The organism is Glycomyces mayteni (genome assembly GCF_042428885.1).
GTDB lineage: Bacteria > Actinomycetota > Actinomycetes > Mycobacteriales > Micromonosporaceae > Glycomyces > Glycomyces mayteni.
The window spans coordinates 441,754-461,062 of the sequence record NZ_JBHMBP010000002.1; the positions used below are offsets into that span (position 1 = coordinate 441,754).

Consider the following 19,309-nt stretch of genomic DNA (forward strand, 5'->3'; position numbering starts at 1 on the left):
GCTTCCCGGCGAAGGAGGACCCGTGCAACTCACCCCGTTCGACGTCCCCGGGACCACGCCCGCGCTGGCCGCCCTGGTCGCGGACCGGTTGCGGGACATGATCACCCGCGGCCGCCTCGCCCCCGGCGAACGCCTCAAGGAGACCGAGCTCGCCGACGCGCTGCACGTCAGCCGCGGCCCCGTCCGCGAGGCCATCGCCCTGCTCACCGCCGAGGGCCTCGTGGAGACCCAGCGCTACCGCGGCGCCCGCGTCATCAGCCTGACCGCCCGCGACATCGAGGAGGTCTACTCCCTGCGCCTCGCCATCGAGCGCCTCGCTATGGCCCGCGCCGCGACCCGCATGGACGCCGACCACCTCGCGGCCCTGGACGACGTCCTCGCCCGCATGGAGGCCCTCCCCGCGAGCGCCGCCGCCGGAGACGTCGCCGCCCTCGACCTCGAATTCCACGACCTCGTCTACGAGGCCGCCGCCCACGCCCGCCTCGACCGCACCTGGGCGCCCATCCGCAGCCAGGTCGCCGTCTTCCTCAACGCCCGCACCGACGGCGACTACTTCCGCTCCACCAGCCACGCCAAGCACGCCCGCCTGCGCGACGCCCTCGCCTCCGGCGACCCCGCCGCCGCGTCCGCCGCCATCGACGACCACATCGGCTGGGTGCTCCTGCGCCTCGCCCCCTCCCACATCGACGAAGGAACCGCATGAACACCAACTGGGCCGGGAACGTCCGCTTCTCCACCGACCGGATCGCACGGCCGCGCCGGCTGGCCGAACTCCAGGACACCGTCGCCGCCGCCCGCCGCGTCCGCGCCCTCGGCACCGGCCACTCCTTCAACGACATCGCCGACACCGACGGCCTCCTGGTCACCGTCGCCGACCTCCCCGACGACGTGCGCGTCGCCCCCGACCGCCGCACCGCCTCCGTCCCCGCCGGCGCCCCCTTCGCGCACGTCGCCCGCGCCCTCCACGCCGAGGGCCTCGCCCTCGGCAACACCGGGTCCCTCCCGCACATCTCCGTCGGCGGCGCCGTCGCCACCGGCACCCACGGCTCAGGCGACCGGAACCCCGCCCTCTCCGGGTACGTCGCCGCCGTCGAGTACGTCCGCGCCGACGGCGAACTGCTCACCCTCGCCCGCGGCGACGACGCCTTCGACGGCTCCGTCGTCGCCCTCGGCGCCCTCGGCATCGCCGTCCGCCTCCACCTCGACGTGCGCCCCACCTTCGAGCTCCGCCAAGACCTCTTCCTCGACGCCCCATGGCAACCCGTCCTCGACTCCTTCCACGAGATCACCGCCGGCGCCTACTCCGCGAGCCTGTTCGTCCAGGACTGGGCCGCCCCCGCCCTCAGCCAGATCCTCCTCAAGACCGAAGGCCCCGACCGCCCCAGACTCCCCGTCCCCGCCCGCTACTCCACCGCCCGCGCCGTCTCGCCCGTCGCCGGAGCCGACGACGACACCGTCACCCGCCAAGGCGGCGCCCTGGGCCCCTGGCACGAGCGCCTCCCGCACTTCCGCCACGACGCCGCCCCCTCCAACGCCGGGGACGAACTCCAGAGCGAGTACTTCATCGACCGCGCCCACGCCCCCGCCGCCCTCGACGCCCTCCGCCGCCGCGCCGACCTGGTCAACCCCGCGCTCCTTGTCTCCGAGATCCGCACCCTCGCCGCCGACGGCCTCTGGCTCTCCGGCGCCTACAAGCGCGACACCGCCGCCGTCCACTTCACCTGGAAACCCCACATGGACGCCGTCCGCACCGCCCTCGCCGCCGTCGAGCACGCCCTCGCCCCCTACGACCCCCGCCCCCACTGGGGCAAGCTCGCACTGGCCCCCGACCGCCTCGCCCGCTTCCCCCGCGGCCGCGCCTTCCGCGAACTCGCCGACCACGCCGACCCCACCGGCAAGCTCCGCGGCCCCTTCCTCGACCGGGTGCTCGGGGCCTGAAGCGCCCCACCGGCATACACTGGACCACCGGGCCGCACGGCCCGGCGCACGCGAGAGGGGACGGACGTGGCGGCACCGGATCTCATGGGCGCGCCCGCGATGCCCCCCGCCCTCTCCACCCTCGTCGCCGACCGCCTGCGCGAGATGATCACCCGCGGCCTCCTCGCCCCCGGCGAACGCCTCAAGGAAGCCGAACTCGCCGACTCCATGGCCGTCAGCCGCGGCCCCGTCCGCGAGGCGATCTCCATCCTCGAACGCGACGGCCTCATCGAGACCCTCCGCCACCGCGGCGCCCGCGTCATCACCCTCACCTTCGACGACATCGAAGAGGTCTACTCCCTGCGCCTCGCCATCGAACGCCTCGCCATGGAGCGCTGCGCCGCCCGCGTCGCCCCCGAGACGCTCGCGAAGATGGACGACGTCGTCGCCCGCATGAAGGCCCTCGGCCCCGACGACGACCACGTCGCCCTCGACCTCGAATTCCACGACCTCGTCTACGAGGCCGCCGACCACACCCGCCTCCAGCGCACCTGGAACCTCCTGCGCAGCCAGGTCTCCATGTTCCTCAACGCCCGCCTCGACCGCGACCACTTCCGCGCCTCCGCCTGGAGCGAGCACGCCGAACTCCGCGACGTCCTCGCCTCCGGCGACCCCGCGGCCGCCGCCGCGGCCGTCGAACGCCACATCGGCTGGACCCTCCGCCGCATCCGCGAGACCCGCGCCGCCGACCCCGACACCCCTGCCACCGGCCCGCTCTCCGGCCCCGGCCCCCGCGGCAAGACCGGCCTCTGAGGCCCCGACACGGAGTGTGATCCGGGCGCCCGCACCCTGCGAACACCGCCCTGCGACCGCTATCCTCGTCGGCATGGACGATTCACCCAGTCATAAACCCTGGCTCACCTCGGGGCGGCCACTGCCGGTCCCCGCCATGTCGCAGCGAGGTGAGCGTTGAGCACGGAAGTCTGGGGCATCCTCGCGGGTGTCATCCTGACCGTCGGCACGGGCCTGTTCGTGGCCTCCGAATTCGCCCTCGTCAACCTCGACCGCGCGGAGCTGGAGCGCCGCCGCGGCCAAGGCGAGAAGGGCCTCAACCCCACCATCAAGGCCCTCAAGATCACCTCCACCCACCTCTCCGCCGCGCAGCTCGGCATCACCCTCACCACGCTCCTCGCCGGCTACACCTTCGAGCCCGCGATCTCCTCGCTCCTGCGCGCACCGTTCCTGGACCTCGGCGTCGCCGAGAGCGCGGTCGCCGGGATCGGCGCGGTCGTCTCGATCGTCGTCGCCACGCTGTTCTCGATGATCCTCGGCGAACTGGTCCCCAAGAACTTCGCGCTGGCGGTCCCGCTGGCGACCGCGAAGCTCGTGGTCCCGTTCCAGATCGCGTTCACCGCCGTGTTCAAGCCGCTCGTGGTCCTGTTCAACGGCACCGCGAACCGCACGATCCGCGCGATGGGCATCGAGCCCAAGGAGGAGCTGTCGGGGGCCCGCAGCGCCGAGGAGCTCAGCTTCCTCATCCGGCGCTCGGCCACCGAAGGCTCGCTCGACCGCGACGAGGCGGCGATGCTCCACCGCACGCTCACCTTCTCCAGCCACACCGCCGGAGAGGTCATGACCCCGCGCGTCAACGCGGTCACCTTGGAGCGCACGGCGACCGCCGCCGACGTCATCGCCGAGGCGGCCCGCACCGGGCACTCCCGCTTCCCCGTCCTGGGGGAGGACGTGGACGACGTCATCGGCGTCGCGCACGTCAAGACCGCGTACGGCGTCGAGTTCGACCGCCGCGGCGCCGTCCCGGTCACCGACCTCATGTCCGAGCCGCTCAAGGTCCCCGAGACCGCGGGCGTCGGCTCGCTCCTGGGCACCCTGCGCGGGCGCGGCTTCCAGATCGCCGTGGTCGTCGACGAATACGGCGGCACCGCCGGGATCGTGACCCTCGAAGACCTCGTGGAGGAGCTCCTCGGCGAGGTCCACGACGAGCACGACCGGCGCCGCGCCGACATCGTCAAGCACGCCGACTCCGTCGTGGTCTCCGGCTCCCTGCGCCCTGACGAGCTCTGGGAGCGCGCCGGAATCCGCATCCCCGAGGGGGAGGACTACGAGACCGTCGCGGGCTACGTCCTCGACGCGCTGGAGCGCATCCCCGCGCTCGGCGAGGAGATCCGCCTCGAACGCGGCCTCCTCCGCGTGGACCGGCTCACCGGCTCGCGCATCGACCGCCTCCGCTACCTGCCCGACGACCAGGCCACCGACCCGGCCTTCGGCGGGACGCGCGAGCGCATCCTGGAGACGTTCGAGCAGGAGGCCGACCGATGAGCGAGTACGTCCCCGGACTGGTGTGGCTGGTGGTCCTCCTGGTCGCCAACGCCTTCTTCGTGGGCGCGGAGTTCGCCGTCATCTCGGCTCGCCGCTCCCAGATCGAACCGCGCGCCGCCGCCGGCAGCCGCGCGGCCAAGACCACCCTGTGGGCCATGGAGCACGCGACGCTCATGCTGGCGACCAGCCAGCTCGGCATCACCGTGTGCTCCCTGGTGATCCTGAACGTCTCCGAGCCCGCCATCCACCACCTGCTCGAATACCCGCTGGGCTGGACCGGGCTGACGCCCGCGATGGTCACGGGCATCGCGTTCGCGGTGGCGCTGCTGGTCGTGACGTTCCTCCACGTGGTCTTCGGCGAGATGATCCCGAAGAACCTCGCGTTCTCCGTCCCCGACCGCGCCGCGCTCATCCTGGCGCCGCCCCTGGTGTTCGTCTCGAAGGTCGTGCGCCCGCTCATCTGGTCGCTCAACGCGATCGCGAACGGCGTGCTGCGGCTGTTCCGGATCGAGCCGAAGGACGAGGCCCAGAGCGCCTACACCATCGACGAGGTCGCCACCATCGTCGAGGAGTCGCAGCGCGAGGGCACCCTCGTCGACGACTCGGGCACGCTCACCGCCGCGTTCGAGTTCACCGAGAAGACGGTGGCCGACGTGGAGGTCCCGCTCGCCGACCTGGTGCTCCTGCCCGCGGGCGCGACCCCGCGACAGGTCCAGGAGGCGGTCTCCGACAGCGGGTACTCCCGCTACGTCCTGGAGAACGGCGGCACGCCGCACTCCTACCTGCACCTCAAGGACGTCCTGGACCTCACCGGCCCGGCCGACCTCGACGCGCCCATCCCCGCGGACCGCTTCCGCGACCTCCCGGCGGTCGACGCCGCGGCCGAACTGGAGGACGCGCTCGCGCAGATCCGCTCCCAGAACGCCCACGTCGCCCGCGTGACCGGCGCCTCCGGCACCGTCACCGGCGTGCTCTTCCTCGAAGACATCATCGAAGAGCTCATCGGCGAAGTGCAGGACGCCGCCAGCGCGTGACGCCTGACCGGCCGCGCGGTCAGCCGCGCGGCCGGTCACACAGATTCCCGTTCCGCTTGACTTCCCGCCGGGGGTCGCGTAGCCTCGGCCATATATATGCAAGCATTGCAATATGATATTGATTTTGAAAGTGAGTTTCAATGGGCCACGGACACGACCACGGCGCCGCCGCCCACGCGGGCGGACGCCACGCCTGGCGGCTGCGGGCCGCGCTCGCGCTGATCGGCGTCTTCTTCGTGGTCGAACTCGTCTTCGGCCTGCTCTCGGGGTCGCTGTCCCTGCTCTCGGACGCCGGGCACATGGCCGCCGACGTCACCACCCTCACCGCGGCCCTGGTCGCCACCCGCCTCGCCGTCCGTCCCGACACCACCGGCCGCCGCTCCTACGGCTCCTACCGCGCCGAGATGTTCGCCTCCGCGTTCGCCGTCCTCGTCATGCTCGGCGTCGCCGTCTACATCGTGGTCGAGGCGATCGGCCGCATCGGCGCCTCGCCCGAGATCGAAGTCGGCCCGATGCTCGTCGTCGGCGCCCTGGGCCTGGCCGTCAACATCGCCGCGATGGCCCTCCTGCGCGCGGGCGCGGGGGAGAGCCTCAACGTCAAGGGCGCCTACCTCGAAGTCATGGCCGACACTGCGGGCTCGGTCGGCGTGATCGTCGCGGGCGTCCTCGTCGCGTCCACCGGTGAGGCCGCCTGGGACACCGTCGCGGCCCTGGCGATCGGCGTCTTCGTCGTGGCCCGCGCCCTCCCCCTGGGCCGCCAGGTCCTCGCGATCCTCGCCCAGCACGCCCCGCCCGGCGCCGAACCCGCGACCGTCGCCACCGCCCTCGCCGCCATCGACGGCGTCCGCGAGGTCCACGACGTCCACGTCTGGACCCTCACCTCCGGCATGCACGTCGCCACCGCCCACCTCGTCACCGACCCCGCCGCCGACGACCACGCCGTCCTCGACCGCGCCCAGCACCTCCTCCGCGAAGACTTCGCCATCGCCCACCCCACCGTCCAAGTCGAACCCGCCGCCCACGCCACATGCGACGAACCCGGCCGCTGCCCGGTCCCCGCCGAACCCCGCCACCCGTAGACGCGAAAAGCGCCACCGGCATTCGCCGGTGGCGTTTTCTCAGTTGCCTCGTCGGCTGCTGCGGCGGGCCCGGTCGGAGTCTCGGGCGCAGCTCCCGACCGAGCTAGGGGGCGTCCTCGGACCGGCCCCGGGCCGGCGCTTCGCCGAAGTACGCCTCGGCGACGGCGAGTGTGTCCTCGTAGAGGTGGTACCGGGTGATCCTTCCGGCCCGGACGGTGATGTGCAGGGCGAACGCGGTGTCGATGTCGCGTCCGGTCGCCTTGACCTCCGAGACCATGCGCCCGAGGACCACCACGTCGTCGCCCTCGGCGACGATCTGGCCGACCTCGGTCAGTTTCGGCCGCACGTGCGCGGCGAGGAGCTCGAAGAACTCGCGCATCCCGTCCGCGGAGTCCACTTCGGGCACCCACGGGACGCCCGGCGGGTGCGGGATCGAGAACGACACGGCGTTGGCGAACAAGGCGGCCGCCTCGTCGGTCCGGCCCTCGGCGAGGAGCGGGAAGAGGCGCTGCACGGTCTGCGTCGGGGATTCAGGCATGGTCGCGGGTCCTTTCGGTTCCGGTGTTCGCGTCGTGCTGGAGCGGGGCGCCGAGCCACCGACCGAGGGCCCGGGCAAGGCCCTGCTCGCCGTCCGGGTCGGTCCAGGCGAGGTAGCCGTCCGGTCTGACGAGCATCCCGGCGTTCCCGGCGGCGGTGTCGAGCCGGTCGCGCCACGGCCGCGCGATCGCCTCCAGGTGTGGAGGTCCGATGAGGACCGGCCGGGCGGCGAGGAGCGACGGGCGCGCGCAGTCCAGTGCGGTGTCGGGCAGGCGCAGCCCCGTGGAGCTGCGCGGTGGCGCTGCGGCAATGCCGTTTCTGATGTCGATCCCGGAGACCTCCCCGGCGAGGCGTCGGTTGGCGGCGGGTCCGGCGAGCAGGTCGCCGAAGACCTCGCGCAGGGCCAGCAGGTCCGGGTCGGGGATCGTGAGCACGCCCTGGGCCCGGGTGTTGACGAGGACGCGCGACGCGACCGGGTGCCGCTCGTCGTGATAGGTGTCCAGCAGGGACTCCTCCGCGTCGCCGCGGGCCACGGCCGCGAGCTTCCAGCCGAGGTTGAACGCGTCCTGGAGTCCCAGGTTGAGGCCCTGGCCTCCGGCGGGCAGGTGGATGTGGGCGGCGTCCCCCGCGAACAGGACCCGGCCGTGCCGGTACCGCTCGACCTGGCGCGAGGCGTCGCTGAACCGCGAGCCCCACCGCACGGCCGCGACCTCGACGCCGTCGCCGTGCACCGCTTCCAGGCCGCGCTGCACCTCGGCGGCGGTGACCGGTTCGGTCCGCTCCTTGGCCTGCTGCTCCTCGCCGCCGAACAGGACGCGGTAGACGCCCGCGCCGAGCGGCAGCAGGTAGCCGAATCCGCCGCTCCCGAACTCCGGGGGCGCCCAGGCCTCGGCCAGTCCGGTCGGCTTGCGCGCCAACGTGACGTCCGCGACGGCCAGGCGCATCCGCGCGGCCCGCCCCGGGAACGGGACGCCGAGCGCGCGGCGCACGGTGCTGTGCGCGCCGTCGGCCGCCACCGCGAACCGCGCCGCGATCTCGGCCGGGCCCGCGGGCGTCTCGACCGCCACCGCGACCTCGTCGGCGCTCTGCCGCACCGCGGTGCAGGCGTGCGCCCACCGCACCCGGCCCGCCCGCGCCTCCAGCACCTCCTCGATCCGGGCCTGCTCGACCGCGATCTGGTGCGGGAAGCGCGTCTCCAGGACCGAGTAGTCCAGCGGCAGACCCGCGAAATGCCCTTCGGCAAGGCGCGCATGGATATGCGGGCGCAGCGGCTCCAGCCATCCGCGCGAGTCCAGGAGCTCCGCCGAGCGCGGTTGCAGCGCCAGCGCCTTCGACTGCCCCGAGCGCTCCGGGAGCGCGTCGATCACGATCGCGCCGACTCCGGCGAGCGCGAGTTCGGCGGCGACGGCCAGCCCGGTCGGGCCCGCGCCGACGACCAGGACGTCCGTCTGCTCAGGCACGGAGATCGACCCGCTTCGTGTAGTACAGGTGGAAGGCCAGCGCCGCGGCGAGGATCGCCCAGTACGCGCCGTTCGACACGGCGGCGATCAGGTCGACCGGCAGCGTGTAGATCAACAGGAGGTTCACCGCCGCGGCCGCCGTGAGCATGACGCCCCACACGGTGGTGAGGACGCGGATGCCGTGGCGGAACCGCCGGTCGTGATCCCAGCGCGCGGCCCACGTCGCGGCCCCGGCCGCGCCGCTCTTGGTCTCGGCGATGCCGCGGCCGAGCACCATGAGCGCGGGCCGCCCGATCGCGACGCTCACGATCATCCACGCGCCGAACAGGCCCAGGAGCGAGCCGACCCAGCCTTCGCGGACGGCGAGCGCGCGGGGGTCGTCGGTGAGCAGGCCGATCGCGAGGCTGAAGACGATGACGCTGAGGGTGAACGCGGCCGTGACGTCGAACCGGCGTCGCGTGGCGAGCTGGTACGCGACCCGGGGCAGGACCACCAGGATGCCCGCCATCATCGCCCACCACTGGCCGACTCCGGCGGCCCGCAGCCCGTAGTAGGCGGCCATCGGCAGCACCAGGTCGAAGGCGACGGTGGCGATGTTGCGGCGCACGAGCGCGCGCATGCCGTCCTTCGCGCCGGGCTCGGCCTTGGTGCCGTTCATGACGCCGCCCGGGTCGCGCGGTCGAACGCGTCGGCGAGTTCGATGCCGTTGCGGCGCAGGTCGGCGCCGTCGTGGTCCGCGCCCACGAACGCGTCGATGGCGCCGGTGAGCGCGAGCGCGAGCACGTCGGGGTCGAAGGAGCCGAACTCCCCGGCCCGCTGGCCCGCGCGCAGGTGCTCGGCGAACAGGGCGGTGCGGGCGGCGGGCGCCGATCCGCCCAGTCCGTCCTCGGCGCCGCGCACGTTGCGGAGGATCTCGACGAGCGCCCGCAGGTGCGCCGGGCGCTCCACGAGCAGGTCGAGGTTCGCCTCGATGTAGGCGCGGAGCTTGGCCGCGTACCCTTCGGCCGCGTCGACGCGGGGGCGCATGAAGTCGGTCGCCACCTCGGTGATCTCCGCGACGCAGGCGCGCAGGAGATCGTCCTTGCCGGCGAAGTGGTAGGAGATGCGGCTGGTGCTGCTCAGTCCGGCGCGGTCGGCGATCTTGGCGAAGGACGCGCGGGCGTAGCCGAGTTCGGCGACGGTCTCGATCGCCGCGGCCACGATCTGGGTCCGGCGGGCGGCCTCGGTCACCGTCAGCTCGACAGTGCTCTTTTCAGCTTGCATGAGCTGACAGTAGCTCAAGCAAGCTACTCGTGTCAATCGCGCGGGAGCGCCGGTGTAGCCTCCGGAGATGGACGAGTCCTACCTCGAACGGGCGCCCGTCGCCGCTCTCGCGCCGGTCGTGCGCAGCGTGTGGATCCAGCGCACCGGGTCCGCGCCCTACACCCAGCGCCACCTGCCGACGGGCGGCGTCGAGCTGCACCTCCCGATCGGCGCCCGCCCCCGGCTGCTCGGCCCGCTGACCGGCCCCAGCATCGAGATCCTGCCCCCGCGGACCGTCCTGGTCGGCGTCCGCTTCCACCCCGGCGCCGCCCCGCCGCTGCCCGAAGTCCTCGACGACCTCGTCGACCAGCGCATCGACCTCCAGGACCTCTGGGGGGTCACGGCCGAGCGCCTCGCCGAGGAGGCGAACGGCGCGCGGACCCCCGAGGCGGCGCTCACCCGCGTGCAGGCCCTCCTCCTCCAGACGTACCGGGCCTCAGCGGTCCTCGACCCGCTCATGCGCGAGGCGGTCCGGCGCCTCATGCCCTGGGACCCGGTCCGGATCGCCGCGCTCGCCGGCCGCCTGGCGATCTCTCCGAGCCAGCTGCGGCGCCGCTGCCTCCACGCGGTCGGACTGAGCCCCAAGGCGCTCCAGCGCACGCTCCGTTTCCAGGGGTTCCTCGCGCTCGCCCAGGCCGGGGCCGCGCCGAGCGGCCGCCGCGACGCCGACGGGATCGCTGGACTCGCGGCAGACACCGGCTACGCCGACCACGCCCACCTCACGCGCGAATGCGTGCGCCTCACCGGCGTCAGCCCCGTACTGCTCCTGCGCGGCAGCGTCGACCGCTGCGGCTGCGGACACGACCACACCGCCTCCTTCCGCCCGTTCCTGGCCGCCCGCCCCGTTCCGGCGCGGCGATGACGCACGGATCGTTCAAGCCCCGGGGCCTCGGCGGCCGATAGCCTCGGCACATGCAGGACCTCGCACGACTGCGCCTCGACGGCGACCTCCTCACCCCCGCCCACCCCGACTACGACACCGCCCGCCGCCCGGTCGACCCCGCCCACCAGGAGACCCGGCCGCTGGCCGTCGCCCGCTGCCGCTCGACCGCCGACGTGGCGGCCGTCCTCGCCTACGCGCGCGACACCGGCGCCCGGACGACCCCGCGCGGGGGAGGCCACTGCTTCGCCGGCCGATCCACCACCGACGGCATCGTGCTCGACCTCGCGGCCCTCGACACCGTCGCCGTCGCCGACGGCACCGCGAAGATCGGCGCTGGCGCCCGTCTTGCGCACGTCTACACCGCCCTGCACGCCCGCGGCCGCACGCTCCCCGCCGGGTGCGGCGCGACCGTCGGCATCGCGGGTCTGACCCTCGGCGGAGGCATCGGGCTCCTCGGGCGCGTCCACGGGCTCACCAGCGACCGCCTCGCCGGCGCCCGCGTGGTCCTCGCCGACGGCCGGATCGCGGACTGCGACGCCGACCGCGAGCCCGATCTGTTCTGGGCCCTGCGCGGTGCGGGAGGCGGCCAGTTCGGGGTCGTCGTCTCGCTCGTCTTCGACACCGTGCCCGAGCCGGTCGCCACCCGGTTCGTCCTGCGCTGGAGGCGACCGTCGCACGCGGATCTGGTGGCCGCCTGGCAGGAGTGGGCCCCGGACGCGCCCGACGAGATCACCGCGGATCTCGCACTCGGCGAGGACGCGGTGCTGTTCGGCGCCGCGCTTCTGGACGAGCCTGCGACTCGCGAACTGCTGCAGGGCTTCTGCGACGCGGTCGGGGCGGCGCCCGAGACCGACGTCCAGGGCGGCATGCCGTTCCACCGTCTCAAGCGCTCGTTCGAGGACCTCGACACCCCGGGCGGCGCGATCCAGCGCTCGCGGTCGGCGTTCTTCGCGCATCCGTTGCAGCCCTCCACGATCGCTGCGCTGACGGCCTCGCTCACCGGTGGCCGGCGGCTCAACTTCACGGCCATGGGCGGCGCGTACAACCGCGTCCCCGCCGCGGCCACCGCGTTCGCCCACCGCGGCGAGCGGTTCATGCTGCAACTGGTCGCCCCGACCGCCGACCCGTGGCTCGACGAGGCTTGGGCGGCCGCCTACGGCGACAGCTCGAAGCGCGTCTACCCGAACTTCCCCGACCCGCTCCTGACGGACTGGGCGACCGCCTACCACGGCCGCAACCTGGACCGGCTCCGCGCGGTGAAGCACGCCTACGACCCCGACCGCTGCTTCTCCTTCCCGCAGTCGCTGTGACGGCCGCCCGGCAGGACCGGTGCCGCAGAAGGGTCCGGACGCAAAAAAGTGCCACTAGTTGAACTAGTGGCACCAGGGTGCTCGATACTGGGATCGAACCAGTGACCCCTCGCGTGTGAAGCGAGTGCTCTCCCGCTGAGCTAATCGAGCGCGACGAGGGGTAACTGTACCGGAGTCCGCAGGGGCGGGATGCGGTGGGGTGGGGGTGGTGTCGGGGCTCACCGGGGGTTCTTGACAGGGCTTGCCAAGGTTGATAGGTTTCGATGCGTTAAATCGTTTCAATTGAGGCTCGGGGGTCCCCCTCGACGCTCCGGCCTCGCAGGAATCGAGGAGCCCCTTCGATGCATCCCCCCAGAAGACTCCGCAGGGCCGTGGCCGTGGCGCTGGTCGGCGTGCTGGCCGGCGCCGGTGTCACCGCCTCCGCGCAGGGCCACAATGGCGGCCGGCACGACGAGATCCAGTTGGAGGACCTCGACCGCGGCCTGGTCGCCGCGGTCACCGGCGACGGCGTGTTCCTGAGCTGGCGCCTGCTCGCGGATGAGGTCACCGGTTATAACGATTCAGGACTGGAAGGAGCGGTGTTCAAGGTCTACCGGGACGGCCGGAAGATCGCCACCGTCACCGACTCCACCAACTACCTCGACACCGCGGGCGACGCGGACGCCGAGTACAAGGTCGTCGCCGTCAAGCGCGGCCGCGACGACGTCTCCGACACTGTCTCCCCCTGGGCCGACGGCTACCTGGACGTGCCGCTCCAGAAGCCCGCCGACGGCGTCACCCCCGCGGGCGAGGCGTACACCTACAAGGCCAACGACATCAGCCCCGGCGACCTCGACGGCGACGGCGACTACGAGTACATCGTCAAGTGGGACCCCTCGAACTCCAAGGACGTCTCCCAGGTCGGCTACACCGGCAACGTCTACCTCGACGCGTACACGCAGGAGGGCGAGCTGCTGTGGCGCATCGACCTCGGCGTGAACATCCGCGCCGGCGCCCACTACACGCAGTTCGACGTCTACGACTTCGACGGCGACGGCAAGGCCGAGGTCATGATGAAGACCGCGCCGGGCACCAAGTCCACCTCGTACGCCAAGGACCGCGAGCAGTACATCACCCTGCCCCGCGACGACCGCCGCGCCGGGGTCACCCACCAGGACGACTACCGGATGTCCGCCGCGGACTACTACGACCACCTCGTGGAGGTGTTCCAGGGCTGGAGCGACCACCCCGAGGTCGTCGACGGCGACTGGCCCGCGACCATCGAGGCCGCGCTCGGCGCCGACGCCCAGTTCGACTTCGCCTACCCGCTCTCCCAGGCGGACGCGGAGACCCTCGCCGACTACTTCATCGACGTCTACGCCCCGTCCCGCTCCGCGAGGAACCAGCTCCGCAACTTCGAGGGCTTCATCGTGGACGGACCGGAGTACCTCACGGTCTTCAACGGCCGCACCGGCCTTGAGATGGACACGATCGACTTCCCGGTGGAGCGCGGCGACGACGGCCTCCTGTGGGGCGACTACGCCATGGCCCGCATCGAACCGGGCAACCGGGTCGACCGGTTCCTCTCCGGCGTCGCCTACCTCGACGGCGAGCACCCGAGCGCGATCTTCGCCCGCGGCTACTACACCCGCTCCACAGTCACCGCGATCGACTGGGACGGCAGGCACTTGACGCTGCGCTGGCAGGCCGACTCCGGGCACGCCCCGATGTCGAACCCGTTCAACGACGGCCCGCACGGCGTCGAGGGCCCCGACCCCGAGTGGGGGACCCTCACCACCCAGGGCGACCACTTCATGCAGGTGGCCGACGTGGACGGCGACGGCAGGCAGGAGATCGTCTACGGCGCGGCCACACTGGACGACGACGGCTCGCTCCTCTACTCCTCCTACGACACCATGCCGGAGGGCTCGGCGAACCCGGGCGCCTGGGCCAAGCTCGGGCACGGGGACGCCCTGCACGTGGGCGACTTCGACCCCGACCGCGAAGGGCTGGAGATCTTCTCGGTCTTCGAGGGCGGCACGTGGGCGCCGTACGGCTACGCGATGCGCGACGCCGCGACCGGCGAGGTCCTGTGGGGCGGCTACACCGGCCGCGACACGGGGCGCGGGATGGTCGGCGACATCGACCCGTCGATCCCCGGGATCGAAGCCTGGGCGGGCCTCCCGCCGGACCAGGCCGGGAACCCCGAGGGCCTGTTCACCGTCACCGGCGAGCCGATCGAGGGGGCCGCGCCCGGCACGAACATGAGCATCCGCTGGGACGCCGACCTGACGACCCAGCTCGTCCACGGCGCGGACGCCGCCACCGTCGAGGAGACGACGATCCGCGACTACCAGGACGGCGTGGTCCTCGACGCCGCCGGAACCCTGACCAACAACTACACCAAGGGCAACCCGGGCCTCGTGGCCGACGTGCTCGGCGACTGGCGCGAGGAGCTCCTGGTCCGCACCACCGACTCCAGCGCGATCCGGATCTTCACGTCCACGGAGGTCACCGACCACAAGCTGTTCACGCTGATGCACGACCCGCAGTACCGCGTGGGCGTCGCGAACCAGCAGACCACCTACAACCAGCCGCAGTACACGAGCTTCTACCTGGCCTCGGACATGGACTTCGGCGACGTGGCGGTGCCCGACTACTACACGCCCTGAACCTGACGGCCTGCGATGAGATGAGGAACGGAGGCGGGGCCCGCGCGGGCCCCGCCTCCATTTCGCACGGTCCCGCCGCACGGTCCCGCCGCACGGTCCCGTCGAGCAGCGGCGTTGCCGAATTGAGACGTGGGATGATACGAGGAATTCACCTGGAGGTCTTGCGCAGGCCCAGGTGTTGCGGTTGAGTGAGTACCGCCCCATCACCCGCTTCCGGCGCCCCGCGCCGGGCGACAAGAGCATTGGAGCTTCCCCGTGCAGTCCCTCAGACGGCGTGCCCGACTCGCGGCGGCGGCCGCGGGCGCGGTCCTCATCGGCGCCTCCGGGTTCCTCTTCGCGTCCTCGGCGCAGGCCCAGGCCGACATCGTCCACATCGGCGCCGTGCAGGGCTCGATCGAGGACGGCGACACCGACTTCACCTCGCCCCTCGCGGGCCAGACCGTGTACGTCCAGGGCGTCGTCACCCAGGAGACCCTCGACCCGTCCGGGAACAAGGGCTTCTTCCTCCAGGAGCGCGCCGACGCGACCGACGGCGACGCGAACTCCTCCGACGGCATCTTCGTCTTCAACAACCAGTACTCGACGCTGCGGACCCTCGCCGGGTCCCCCGCGCGCGAGGAGCTGGGCGCCAACTGGACCGTGAACGTGGGCGACGAGATCGTCCTGCGCGGCGTCGTCGGCACCTACTTCGGGAACATCCAGTTCTCCGGCGGCTCCGCATACGTCTACGACGTGGTGGAGACCGGCCTCGACCCGCTCGCCGAGGTCGAGTCGGTGGAGATCGACCCGCCGGACGACGCGAAAGCGTCCCTGGAGTACATGCGCCGCCACCTCGGCATGCAGATGACCGTCCCGGCCGAGTCCGTGGTGACCGCTGGCCGCGACGTGTTCTCCTCCGGCGGCGAGGTCTGGGCCATGCGCGGCGATGCGGAAGCGGCGCAGCAGGACGGCTACGCCGCCCGCGCCTACCGCGACGCGCACCCGCTCGACACCGTCGAGGGCAACTTCGACGACGGCAACGGCTACCTGTTCGTCATCGGCGACCTCGGCGTCCGCGCCACCGCCGGGACCACCGAGTCGATCATCGCCCCCGCGAAGACCTACGACGTGATCACCGAGGCCGCCACCGGCGGCGTCTACCTCTCGTTCGCGAAGTACGCGGTCGAGGTCGCCGAGGACCTGGTCCTCGAAGACGGTCTCGAACCCGCGGACAACGAGCCCGTCGAGGCCGCGGGCAAGCACGAGGCGTCGATCGCCTCGTACAACATCGAGAACCTCTACGACACCCGCGACAACCCGAACTCGGGCTGCGACTTCGCGGGCAACACCGGCTGCACCGACCCCGAGGACCCCGAGGGGAACGTCAGCCCGCCGTTCGACTACGTCCCGGCCACCTACGCCGAGTACGAGGCCCAGCTCCAGCGCCAGGCCGCGCAGATCGTCGAGGACCTCAAGAGCCCGGCGATCCTCATGACGCAGGAGGGCGAGGCCCAGGACGTCTGCTCGGTCAACCCGGCGTGGACGAAGCACTCGGACCTCGGCGAGGACCGGCTCGTGTGCGACCTGGTGAACACCGGCGACGCGAACACCGGCGGCGACGGCGCGCCCGACTCGATCCAGGAGCTCGCGCTCGTCATCGCCGAGTACGGCGGCCCGACCTACCAGGCCGTGGGCGACCTCGACGCGGCCGACACCCGCGGCATCATGACCGGCTTCCTGTTCCAGCCCAAGCTGGTCGGACTGTCGAACGTGAAGAAGTGGGACCCGGTCTTCGGCGACTCCCCGGAGATCGACTACCCGACCGAGGCCGACGCGATCAACGCCGACGTGCAGAACCCGAAGGCCCTCAACGCGGCACTCCCGCAGGAGGTCGTCGACCAGTGCACGTCCTCGGGCGTGTTCGCGTGCAACGGCTACGACGTGTTCAGCCGCGCCGCGCAGGCCGCGAAGTTCTACTTCAAGGACAAGCACGGCCGCAATATCGGCGAGATCTACCTGATCAACAACCACTTCTCGTCCAGCCCGAACACGCGCGTGCTGCACCGCACCGAGCAGGCGAACTACGTGGCGGCGATCAGCGCGACGATCCTGGACCACCAGCGCCGGGCGAAGGTCCTCGCGGGCGGCGACTTCAACGTCTTCCCGCGCCCCGACGACCCGTTCGCCGAGGGCCAGGTCATCGCGGGGGACTGGACCGGCCCGTCGGACCAGCTCGCCGGGATGTACGAGGACTCGGGGCTGTGCTCCCTGTACGACGTGCAGGTGGAGGACCACCCGGCGGCCGCGTACTCCTACACCTATGTGGGCCAGACGCAGACGCTCGACCAGATGTTCGCGTCCCCGGCGCTGCTGCGCGAGGTCGAGTGGACCGGTTCGGCGCACATCAACGCCGACTACCCGGCCGACGCGTGGGACTTCGGCGAGGAGCCCGCTTACGGCCGCTACGGCGTCTCGGACCACGACCCGTCGGTCGTCGTCTTCGACATCAAGTAGTCAAGGAAGGCAAGGCGAAAGGGCGGGGGCCACGCAACCCCCGCCCTTTCTCACTTTGCATTCAGTTGTGGTGGATGAAGAACCGGTCTGCCTTAGACCAGCTTCTTCGCGTTCTTGATGGCCTCGGCCAGCGCCTCGATGGAGACGGCGGCGAGCCCGTAGGAGTACATGGGCTCGGCCTCCCACCCGGTGACCTGCCCTTCCTGGACGGCCGGGAGGGCGGTCCAGGTCGGGAACTCGGTGAGCGCGTCGGGCTGGAGGGCCTGGATGCGGGAGTCGAGGAAGAGGAGGTCGGCGGGGTACTTGTCGGCGTTCTCCCACGAGAGGCTCTCGAAGTAGCCGCCCTCGTCGAGGTTGTCGGGCTGCACGAAGTTGACGCCCAGCTCGGTGAAGAAGCGCATGTCGTTGCCCATGGCCGGGTTCGAGGCGTAGAAAACCTCGGCGGCCGCGGAGCACGCGAGCACGGTGACGGGGTTGGCGGCGGCGGCCTCGGTGAGGGCCGCGACGGCCGCGTCGTACCGCTCCTTGTTCGCGGCGTTCTCGTCGGAGGCGAGGTCGGCGCCGAGGCTCTCGGCGAGCTCGGCGTGGCGGCCGATGACCGCGTCGAGGGTGTTCGCGCCGTCGTCGGCGCTCAGGGCCACGACCTCGGCGAGCTCGGTGATGTTGCCCTTGGACTCCTCGGGGATGTACCAGAGGGTCGCCGGGTCGTAGTAGAAGTGGGTGAGCAGGACCTCGGGGCCCCAGCCCGCGTACGCCTCGACGTCGAACTCGCCGTAGGTGTTCCCGAAGACTTCGAGGTCGCCGACGGGCAGGTTCCCGGCCTGGCTGGTGGCGGTGCCGTCCTCGTTGGTGGTGGGGCCGAAGACGGCGGGGACCTCGATGCCGAAGTCGTACAGCGCGGCGGCCATGCCGGTGTACGCGACGAGCTTGGTGGGGACGTGGTCGAGCTCGGAGGTGACGGGCTGGTCGTCGGTGAACTCCCAGGGGCCGGTGGACTCCTCCCCGGTGTCGGCGGCGTCGTCGCCGGAACCGCAGGCGGCGAGGGCGCCGGTGAGGCCGAGGGCGCCGCCCCCGGCGAGCAGCCCGCGGCGGGCGAGCGTGACCTTGTCGGCATCGAATGCCATGTGCATGTCTCCTTCGTGAGAGGCGGGGGGCCGGGACGGGCGGTCGGATTGCGGGCCTGGCCCGGCCGAACCGAGGTTAGGCTAACCTAATCGGATTGCGGGGTCCTGACCTGGGGTGCTCACGTGGCGTCAGCCACTAGAGCGCCTGGCCCGACGTCAGCCCCTCGGCGATCCGCTCCAGCTCGATCGCGCCGCCGACGTGCGAGTACACCGGCTCGGCGTTCCACCCGTAGACCTGCCCGGCCGCGACCGCGGGGAGCGCGGCCCAGGTCGGGTAGTCCGACGCCAGCTGCTCGGCGGAGAGGTTCCCGGTGCGGGTGTCCAGGAAGATCACGTCGGCCGCGTACTTGTCGACGTTCTCCCAGGACAGGAGCTCCCAGTAGTTGTTCTGGTCCGGGTTCTCGGGGACCACGACGTCCACGCCGAGCTCGACGCTCTTGGCGAGCACGTTGAACGTGGGCGGGTTCGCGATGTACAGCCCGTCGGGCCACGCGCCCACGGCGAGCACCTTGAGCGGCTTCTCGGCGACGGCGGCGGCCACCGAGCCCGCGGCGGTCCCGAACCGCTCCACAGCCGCGGCGTTCTCCGTCGAGTTCAGGTCCGCGCCGAGCGCCTTGGCAAGGGCCGCATGGCGGTCGATGATCTGGTCGATCGTGGGCTTCGAGACCTCGATGCCGATCCCCGGCGCGAGCGACTCGACCTCTTCGAGCCGGTCCTCGGGCACGAACCACAGGTCGAAGCCCTCGTAGTAGTGGGACACGATGAGCTCGGGCCCGAGCTCGGCGTACTTCTCGACGTCGAACTCGCCCCAGGCGTTCCCGAGCACCGTCAGCTCCTCCACGGGCAGGCGCCCGGCCTGGAGGTCCGGCTGCCCGTCGGCGAGCGTCGTCGGCCCGAAGACCGCCGCGACCTCGACGCCGTAGTCGTACAGGGCCGCGGCGAGGCCGGTGAACGCGACCACTGTCGTTGGGACCGCCACGAGCTTGACGTCCTCGCCGCTGCGCTCGTCGAGGAACGAGAACGGCTTGCCGTCGGGCTCGGTCTGCACGGGGTCGTCCCCGCCGCCGCTGCACGCGGCCAGGAGGGAGGCCGCACCGAGGCCGCCCGAGGCGGCGAGCAGGCGGCGGCGGTCGAAGGCGGGGAGTGGCACGTCGAACTCCTTCGGAGGGTGATCGGTCATGG

16 protein-coding genes and 1 tRNA gene are annotated in these 19,309 nt (G+C 72.1%); 10 read left to right on the forward strand and 7 right to left on the reverse strand.

Features of this window, described 5'->3' with window-relative positions; all coding sequences use genetic code 11:
• Positions 1-22 precede the first annotated feature (22 nt).
• The 6 genes from ACFFXY_RS08690 (at position 23) to ACFFXY_RS08715 (ending at position 6,367) form a co-directional block, all read left to right on the forward strand.
• Positions 23-703, forward strand: coding sequence for a GntR family transcriptional regulator (locus ACFFXY_RS08690; RefSeq protein WP_382348464.1), 681 nt, complete (start codon positions 23-25; stop codon positions 701-703).
• Positions 700-1,938: an FAD-binding protein gene (locus ACFFXY_RS08695; RefSeq protein ID WP_382348467.1), complete on the forward strand. Its 1,239-nt coding sequence runs from the start codon at positions 700-702 to the stop codon at positions 1,936-1,938. Before ACFFXY_RS08690 ends, ACFFXY_RS08695 begins: the two co-directional genes overlap by 4 nt.
• A 66-nt stretch (positions 1,939-2,004) precedes the next feature.
• Positions 2,005-2,730, forward strand: coding sequence for a GntR family transcriptional regulator (locus tag ACFFXY_RS08700; protein WP_382348469.1), 726 nt, complete (start codon positions 2,005-2,007; stop codon positions 2,728-2,730).
• 156 nt (positions 2,731-2,886) lie between these two features.
• The gene (locus ACFFXY_RS08705) at positions 2,887-4,254 is read left to right on the forward strand and encodes a hemolysin family protein (RefSeq protein ID WP_382348472.1); all 1,368 of its coding nucleotides are present in this window, start codon (positions 2,887-2,889) and stop codon (positions 4,252-4,254) included.
• On the forward strand, positions 4,251-5,288 hold the full coding sequence (locus tag ACFFXY_RS08710) for a hemolysin family protein (protein WP_382348475.1): 1,038 nt from the start codon (positions 4,251-4,253) through the stop codon (positions 5,286-5,288). Before ACFFXY_RS08705 ends, ACFFXY_RS08710 begins: the two co-directional genes overlap by 4 nt.
• A 140-nt stretch (positions 5,289-5,428) precedes the next feature.
• Positions 5,429-6,367, forward strand: a complete 939-nt coding sequence (locus tag ACFFXY_RS08715; protein ID WP_382348478.1) for a cation diffusion facilitator family transporter — start codon at positions 5,429-5,431, stop codon at positions 6,365-6,367.
• 103 nt (positions 6,368-6,470) lie between these two features.
• Here ACFFXY_RS08715 and ACFFXY_RS08720 read toward each other — a convergent pair whose 3' ends face one another.
• From ACFFXY_RS08720 to ACFFXY_RS08735, 4 genes are read right to left on the reverse strand one after another with little or no spacing between them, the layout of a single operon-like run.
• Entirely contained in the window at positions 6,471-6,905 is a 435-nt protein-coding gene (locus tag ACFFXY_RS08720; RefSeq protein WP_382348481.1) for a nuclear transport factor 2 family protein, read from the reverse strand.
• The gene (locus ACFFXY_RS08725) at positions 6,898-8,364 is read right to left on the reverse strand and encodes an FAD-dependent monooxygenase (RefSeq protein ID WP_382348484.1); all 1,467 of its coding nucleotides are present in this window, start codon (positions 8,362-8,364) and stop codon (positions 6,898-6,900) included. The genes ACFFXY_RS08720 and ACFFXY_RS08725 overlap by 8 nt, the downstream gene beginning before the upstream one ends.
• Complete coding sequence (locus ACFFXY_RS08730) at positions 8,357-9,022, reverse strand: VC0807 family protein (protein WP_382348487.1); 666 nt, start codon at positions 9,020-9,022, stop codon at positions 8,357-8,359. The genes ACFFXY_RS08725 and ACFFXY_RS08730 overlap by 8 nt, the downstream gene beginning before the upstream one ends.
• On the reverse strand, positions 9,019-9,627 hold the full coding sequence (locus ACFFXY_RS08735) for a TetR/AcrR family transcriptional regulator (RefSeq protein WP_382348490.1): 609 nt from the start codon (positions 9,625-9,627) through the stop codon (positions 9,019-9,021). The genes ACFFXY_RS08730 and ACFFXY_RS08735 overlap by 4 nt, the downstream gene beginning before the upstream one ends.
• 67 nt (positions 9,628-9,694) lie before the next feature.
• Here ACFFXY_RS08735 and ACFFXY_RS08740 point away from each other — a divergent pair, with 67 nt between their 5' ends.
• Together ACFFXY_RS08740 and ACFFXY_RS08745 are read left to right on the forward strand one after the other, a co-directional pair.
• Positions 9,695-10,528, forward strand: coding sequence for a helix-turn-helix domain-containing protein (locus ACFFXY_RS08740; protein WP_382348493.1), 834 nt, complete (start codon positions 9,695-9,697; stop codon positions 10,526-10,528).
• A 50-nt stretch (positions 10,529-10,578) separates the two neighbouring features.
• Entirely contained in the window at positions 10,579-11,859 is a 1,281-nt protein-coding gene (locus ACFFXY_RS08745) for an FAD-binding oxidoreductase (protein WP_382348496.1), read from the forward strand.
• 78 nt (positions 11,860-11,937) lie between these two features.
• On the opposite strand, the gene ACFFXY_RS08750 is transcribed toward ACFFXY_RS08745, so the two are convergent.
• Positions 11,938-12,009: transfer RNA gene (locus tag ACFFXY_RS08750), tRNA-Val, on the reverse strand.
• Positions 12,010-12,200: 191 nt separating this feature from the next.
• Here ACFFXY_RS08750 and ACFFXY_RS08755 point away from each other — a divergent pair.
• Both ACFFXY_RS08755 and ACFFXY_RS08760 read left to right on the forward strand, forming a co-directional pair.
• Complete coding sequence (locus ACFFXY_RS08755; protein WP_382348499.1) at positions 12,201-14,510, forward strand: rhamnogalacturonan lyase; 2,310 nt, start codon at positions 12,201-12,203, stop codon at positions 14,508-14,510.
• A 255-nt stretch (positions 14,511-14,765) separates the two neighbouring features.
• Positions 14,766-17,003, forward strand: a complete 2,238-nt coding sequence (locus ACFFXY_RS08760) for a hypothetical protein (protein WP_382348502.1) — start codon at positions 14,766-14,768, stop codon at positions 17,001-17,003.
• A 92-nt stretch (positions 17,004-17,095) separates the two neighbouring features.
• Here the strand turns inward: ACFFXY_RS08760 and ACFFXY_RS08765 are convergent, their stop codons facing one another.
• Both ACFFXY_RS08765 and ACFFXY_RS08770 read right to left on the reverse strand, forming a co-directional pair.
• On the reverse strand, positions 17,096-18,127 hold the full coding sequence (locus tag ACFFXY_RS08765; protein WP_382348505.1) for an ABC transporter substrate-binding protein: 1,032 nt from the start codon (positions 18,125-18,127) through the stop codon (positions 17,096-17,098).
• A 136-nt stretch (positions 18,128-18,263) separates the two neighbouring features.
• Entirely contained in the window at positions 18,264-19,277 is a 1,014-nt protein-coding gene (locus tag ACFFXY_RS08770; protein WP_382348508.1) for an ABC transporter substrate-binding protein, read from the reverse strand.
• Positions 19,278-19,309: the final 32 nt, after the last annotated feature.

What these genes read in the sequence shown, in the direction of transcription:
- ACFFXY_RS08695 (WP_382348467.1), top strand. Translation starts at nt 700, where the DNA reads ATGAACACCAACTGGGCCGGGAACGTCCGCTTCTCCACCGACCGGATC.
- ACFFXY_RS08710 (WP_382348475.1), top strand. Translation starts at nt 4,251, where the DNA reads ATGAGCGAGTACGTCCCCGGACTGGTGTGGCTGGTGGTCCTCCTGGTC.
- ACFFXY_RS08715 (WP_382348478.1), top strand. Translation starts at nt 5,429, where the DNA reads ATGGGCCACGGACACGACCACGGCGCCGCCGCCCACGCGGGCGGACGC.
- ACFFXY_RS08720 (WP_382348481.1), bottom strand. Translation starts at nt 6,905, where the DNA reads ATGCCTGAATCCCCGACGCAGACCGTGCAGCGCCTCTTCCCGCTCCTC.
- ACFFXY_RS08730 (WP_382348487.1), bottom strand. Translation starts at nt 9,022, where the DNA reads ATGAACGGCACCAAGGCCGAGCCCGGCGCGAAGGACGGCATGCGCGCG.
- ACFFXY_RS08735 (WP_382348490.1), bottom strand. Translation starts at nt 9,627, where the DNA reads ATGCAAGCTGAAAAGAGCACTGTCGAGCTGACGGTGACCGAGGCCGCC.
- ACFFXY_RS08740 (WP_382348493.1), top strand. Translation starts at nt 9,695, where the DNA reads ATGGACGAGTCCTACCTCGAACGGGCGCCCGTCGCCGCTCTCGCGCCG.
- ACFFXY_RS08745 (WP_382348496.1), top strand. Translation starts at nt 10,579, where the DNA reads ATGCAGGACCTCGCACGACTGCGCCTCGACGGCGACCTCCTCACCCCC.
- ACFFXY_RS08755 (WP_382348499.1), top strand. Translation starts at nt 12,201, where the DNA reads ATGCATCCCCCCAGAAGACTCCGCAGGGCCGTGGCCGTGGCGCTGGTC.
- ACFFXY_RS08765 (WP_382348505.1), bottom strand. Translation starts at nt 18,127, where the DNA reads ATGGCATTCGATGCCGACAAGGTCACGCTCGCCCGCCGCGGGCTGCTC.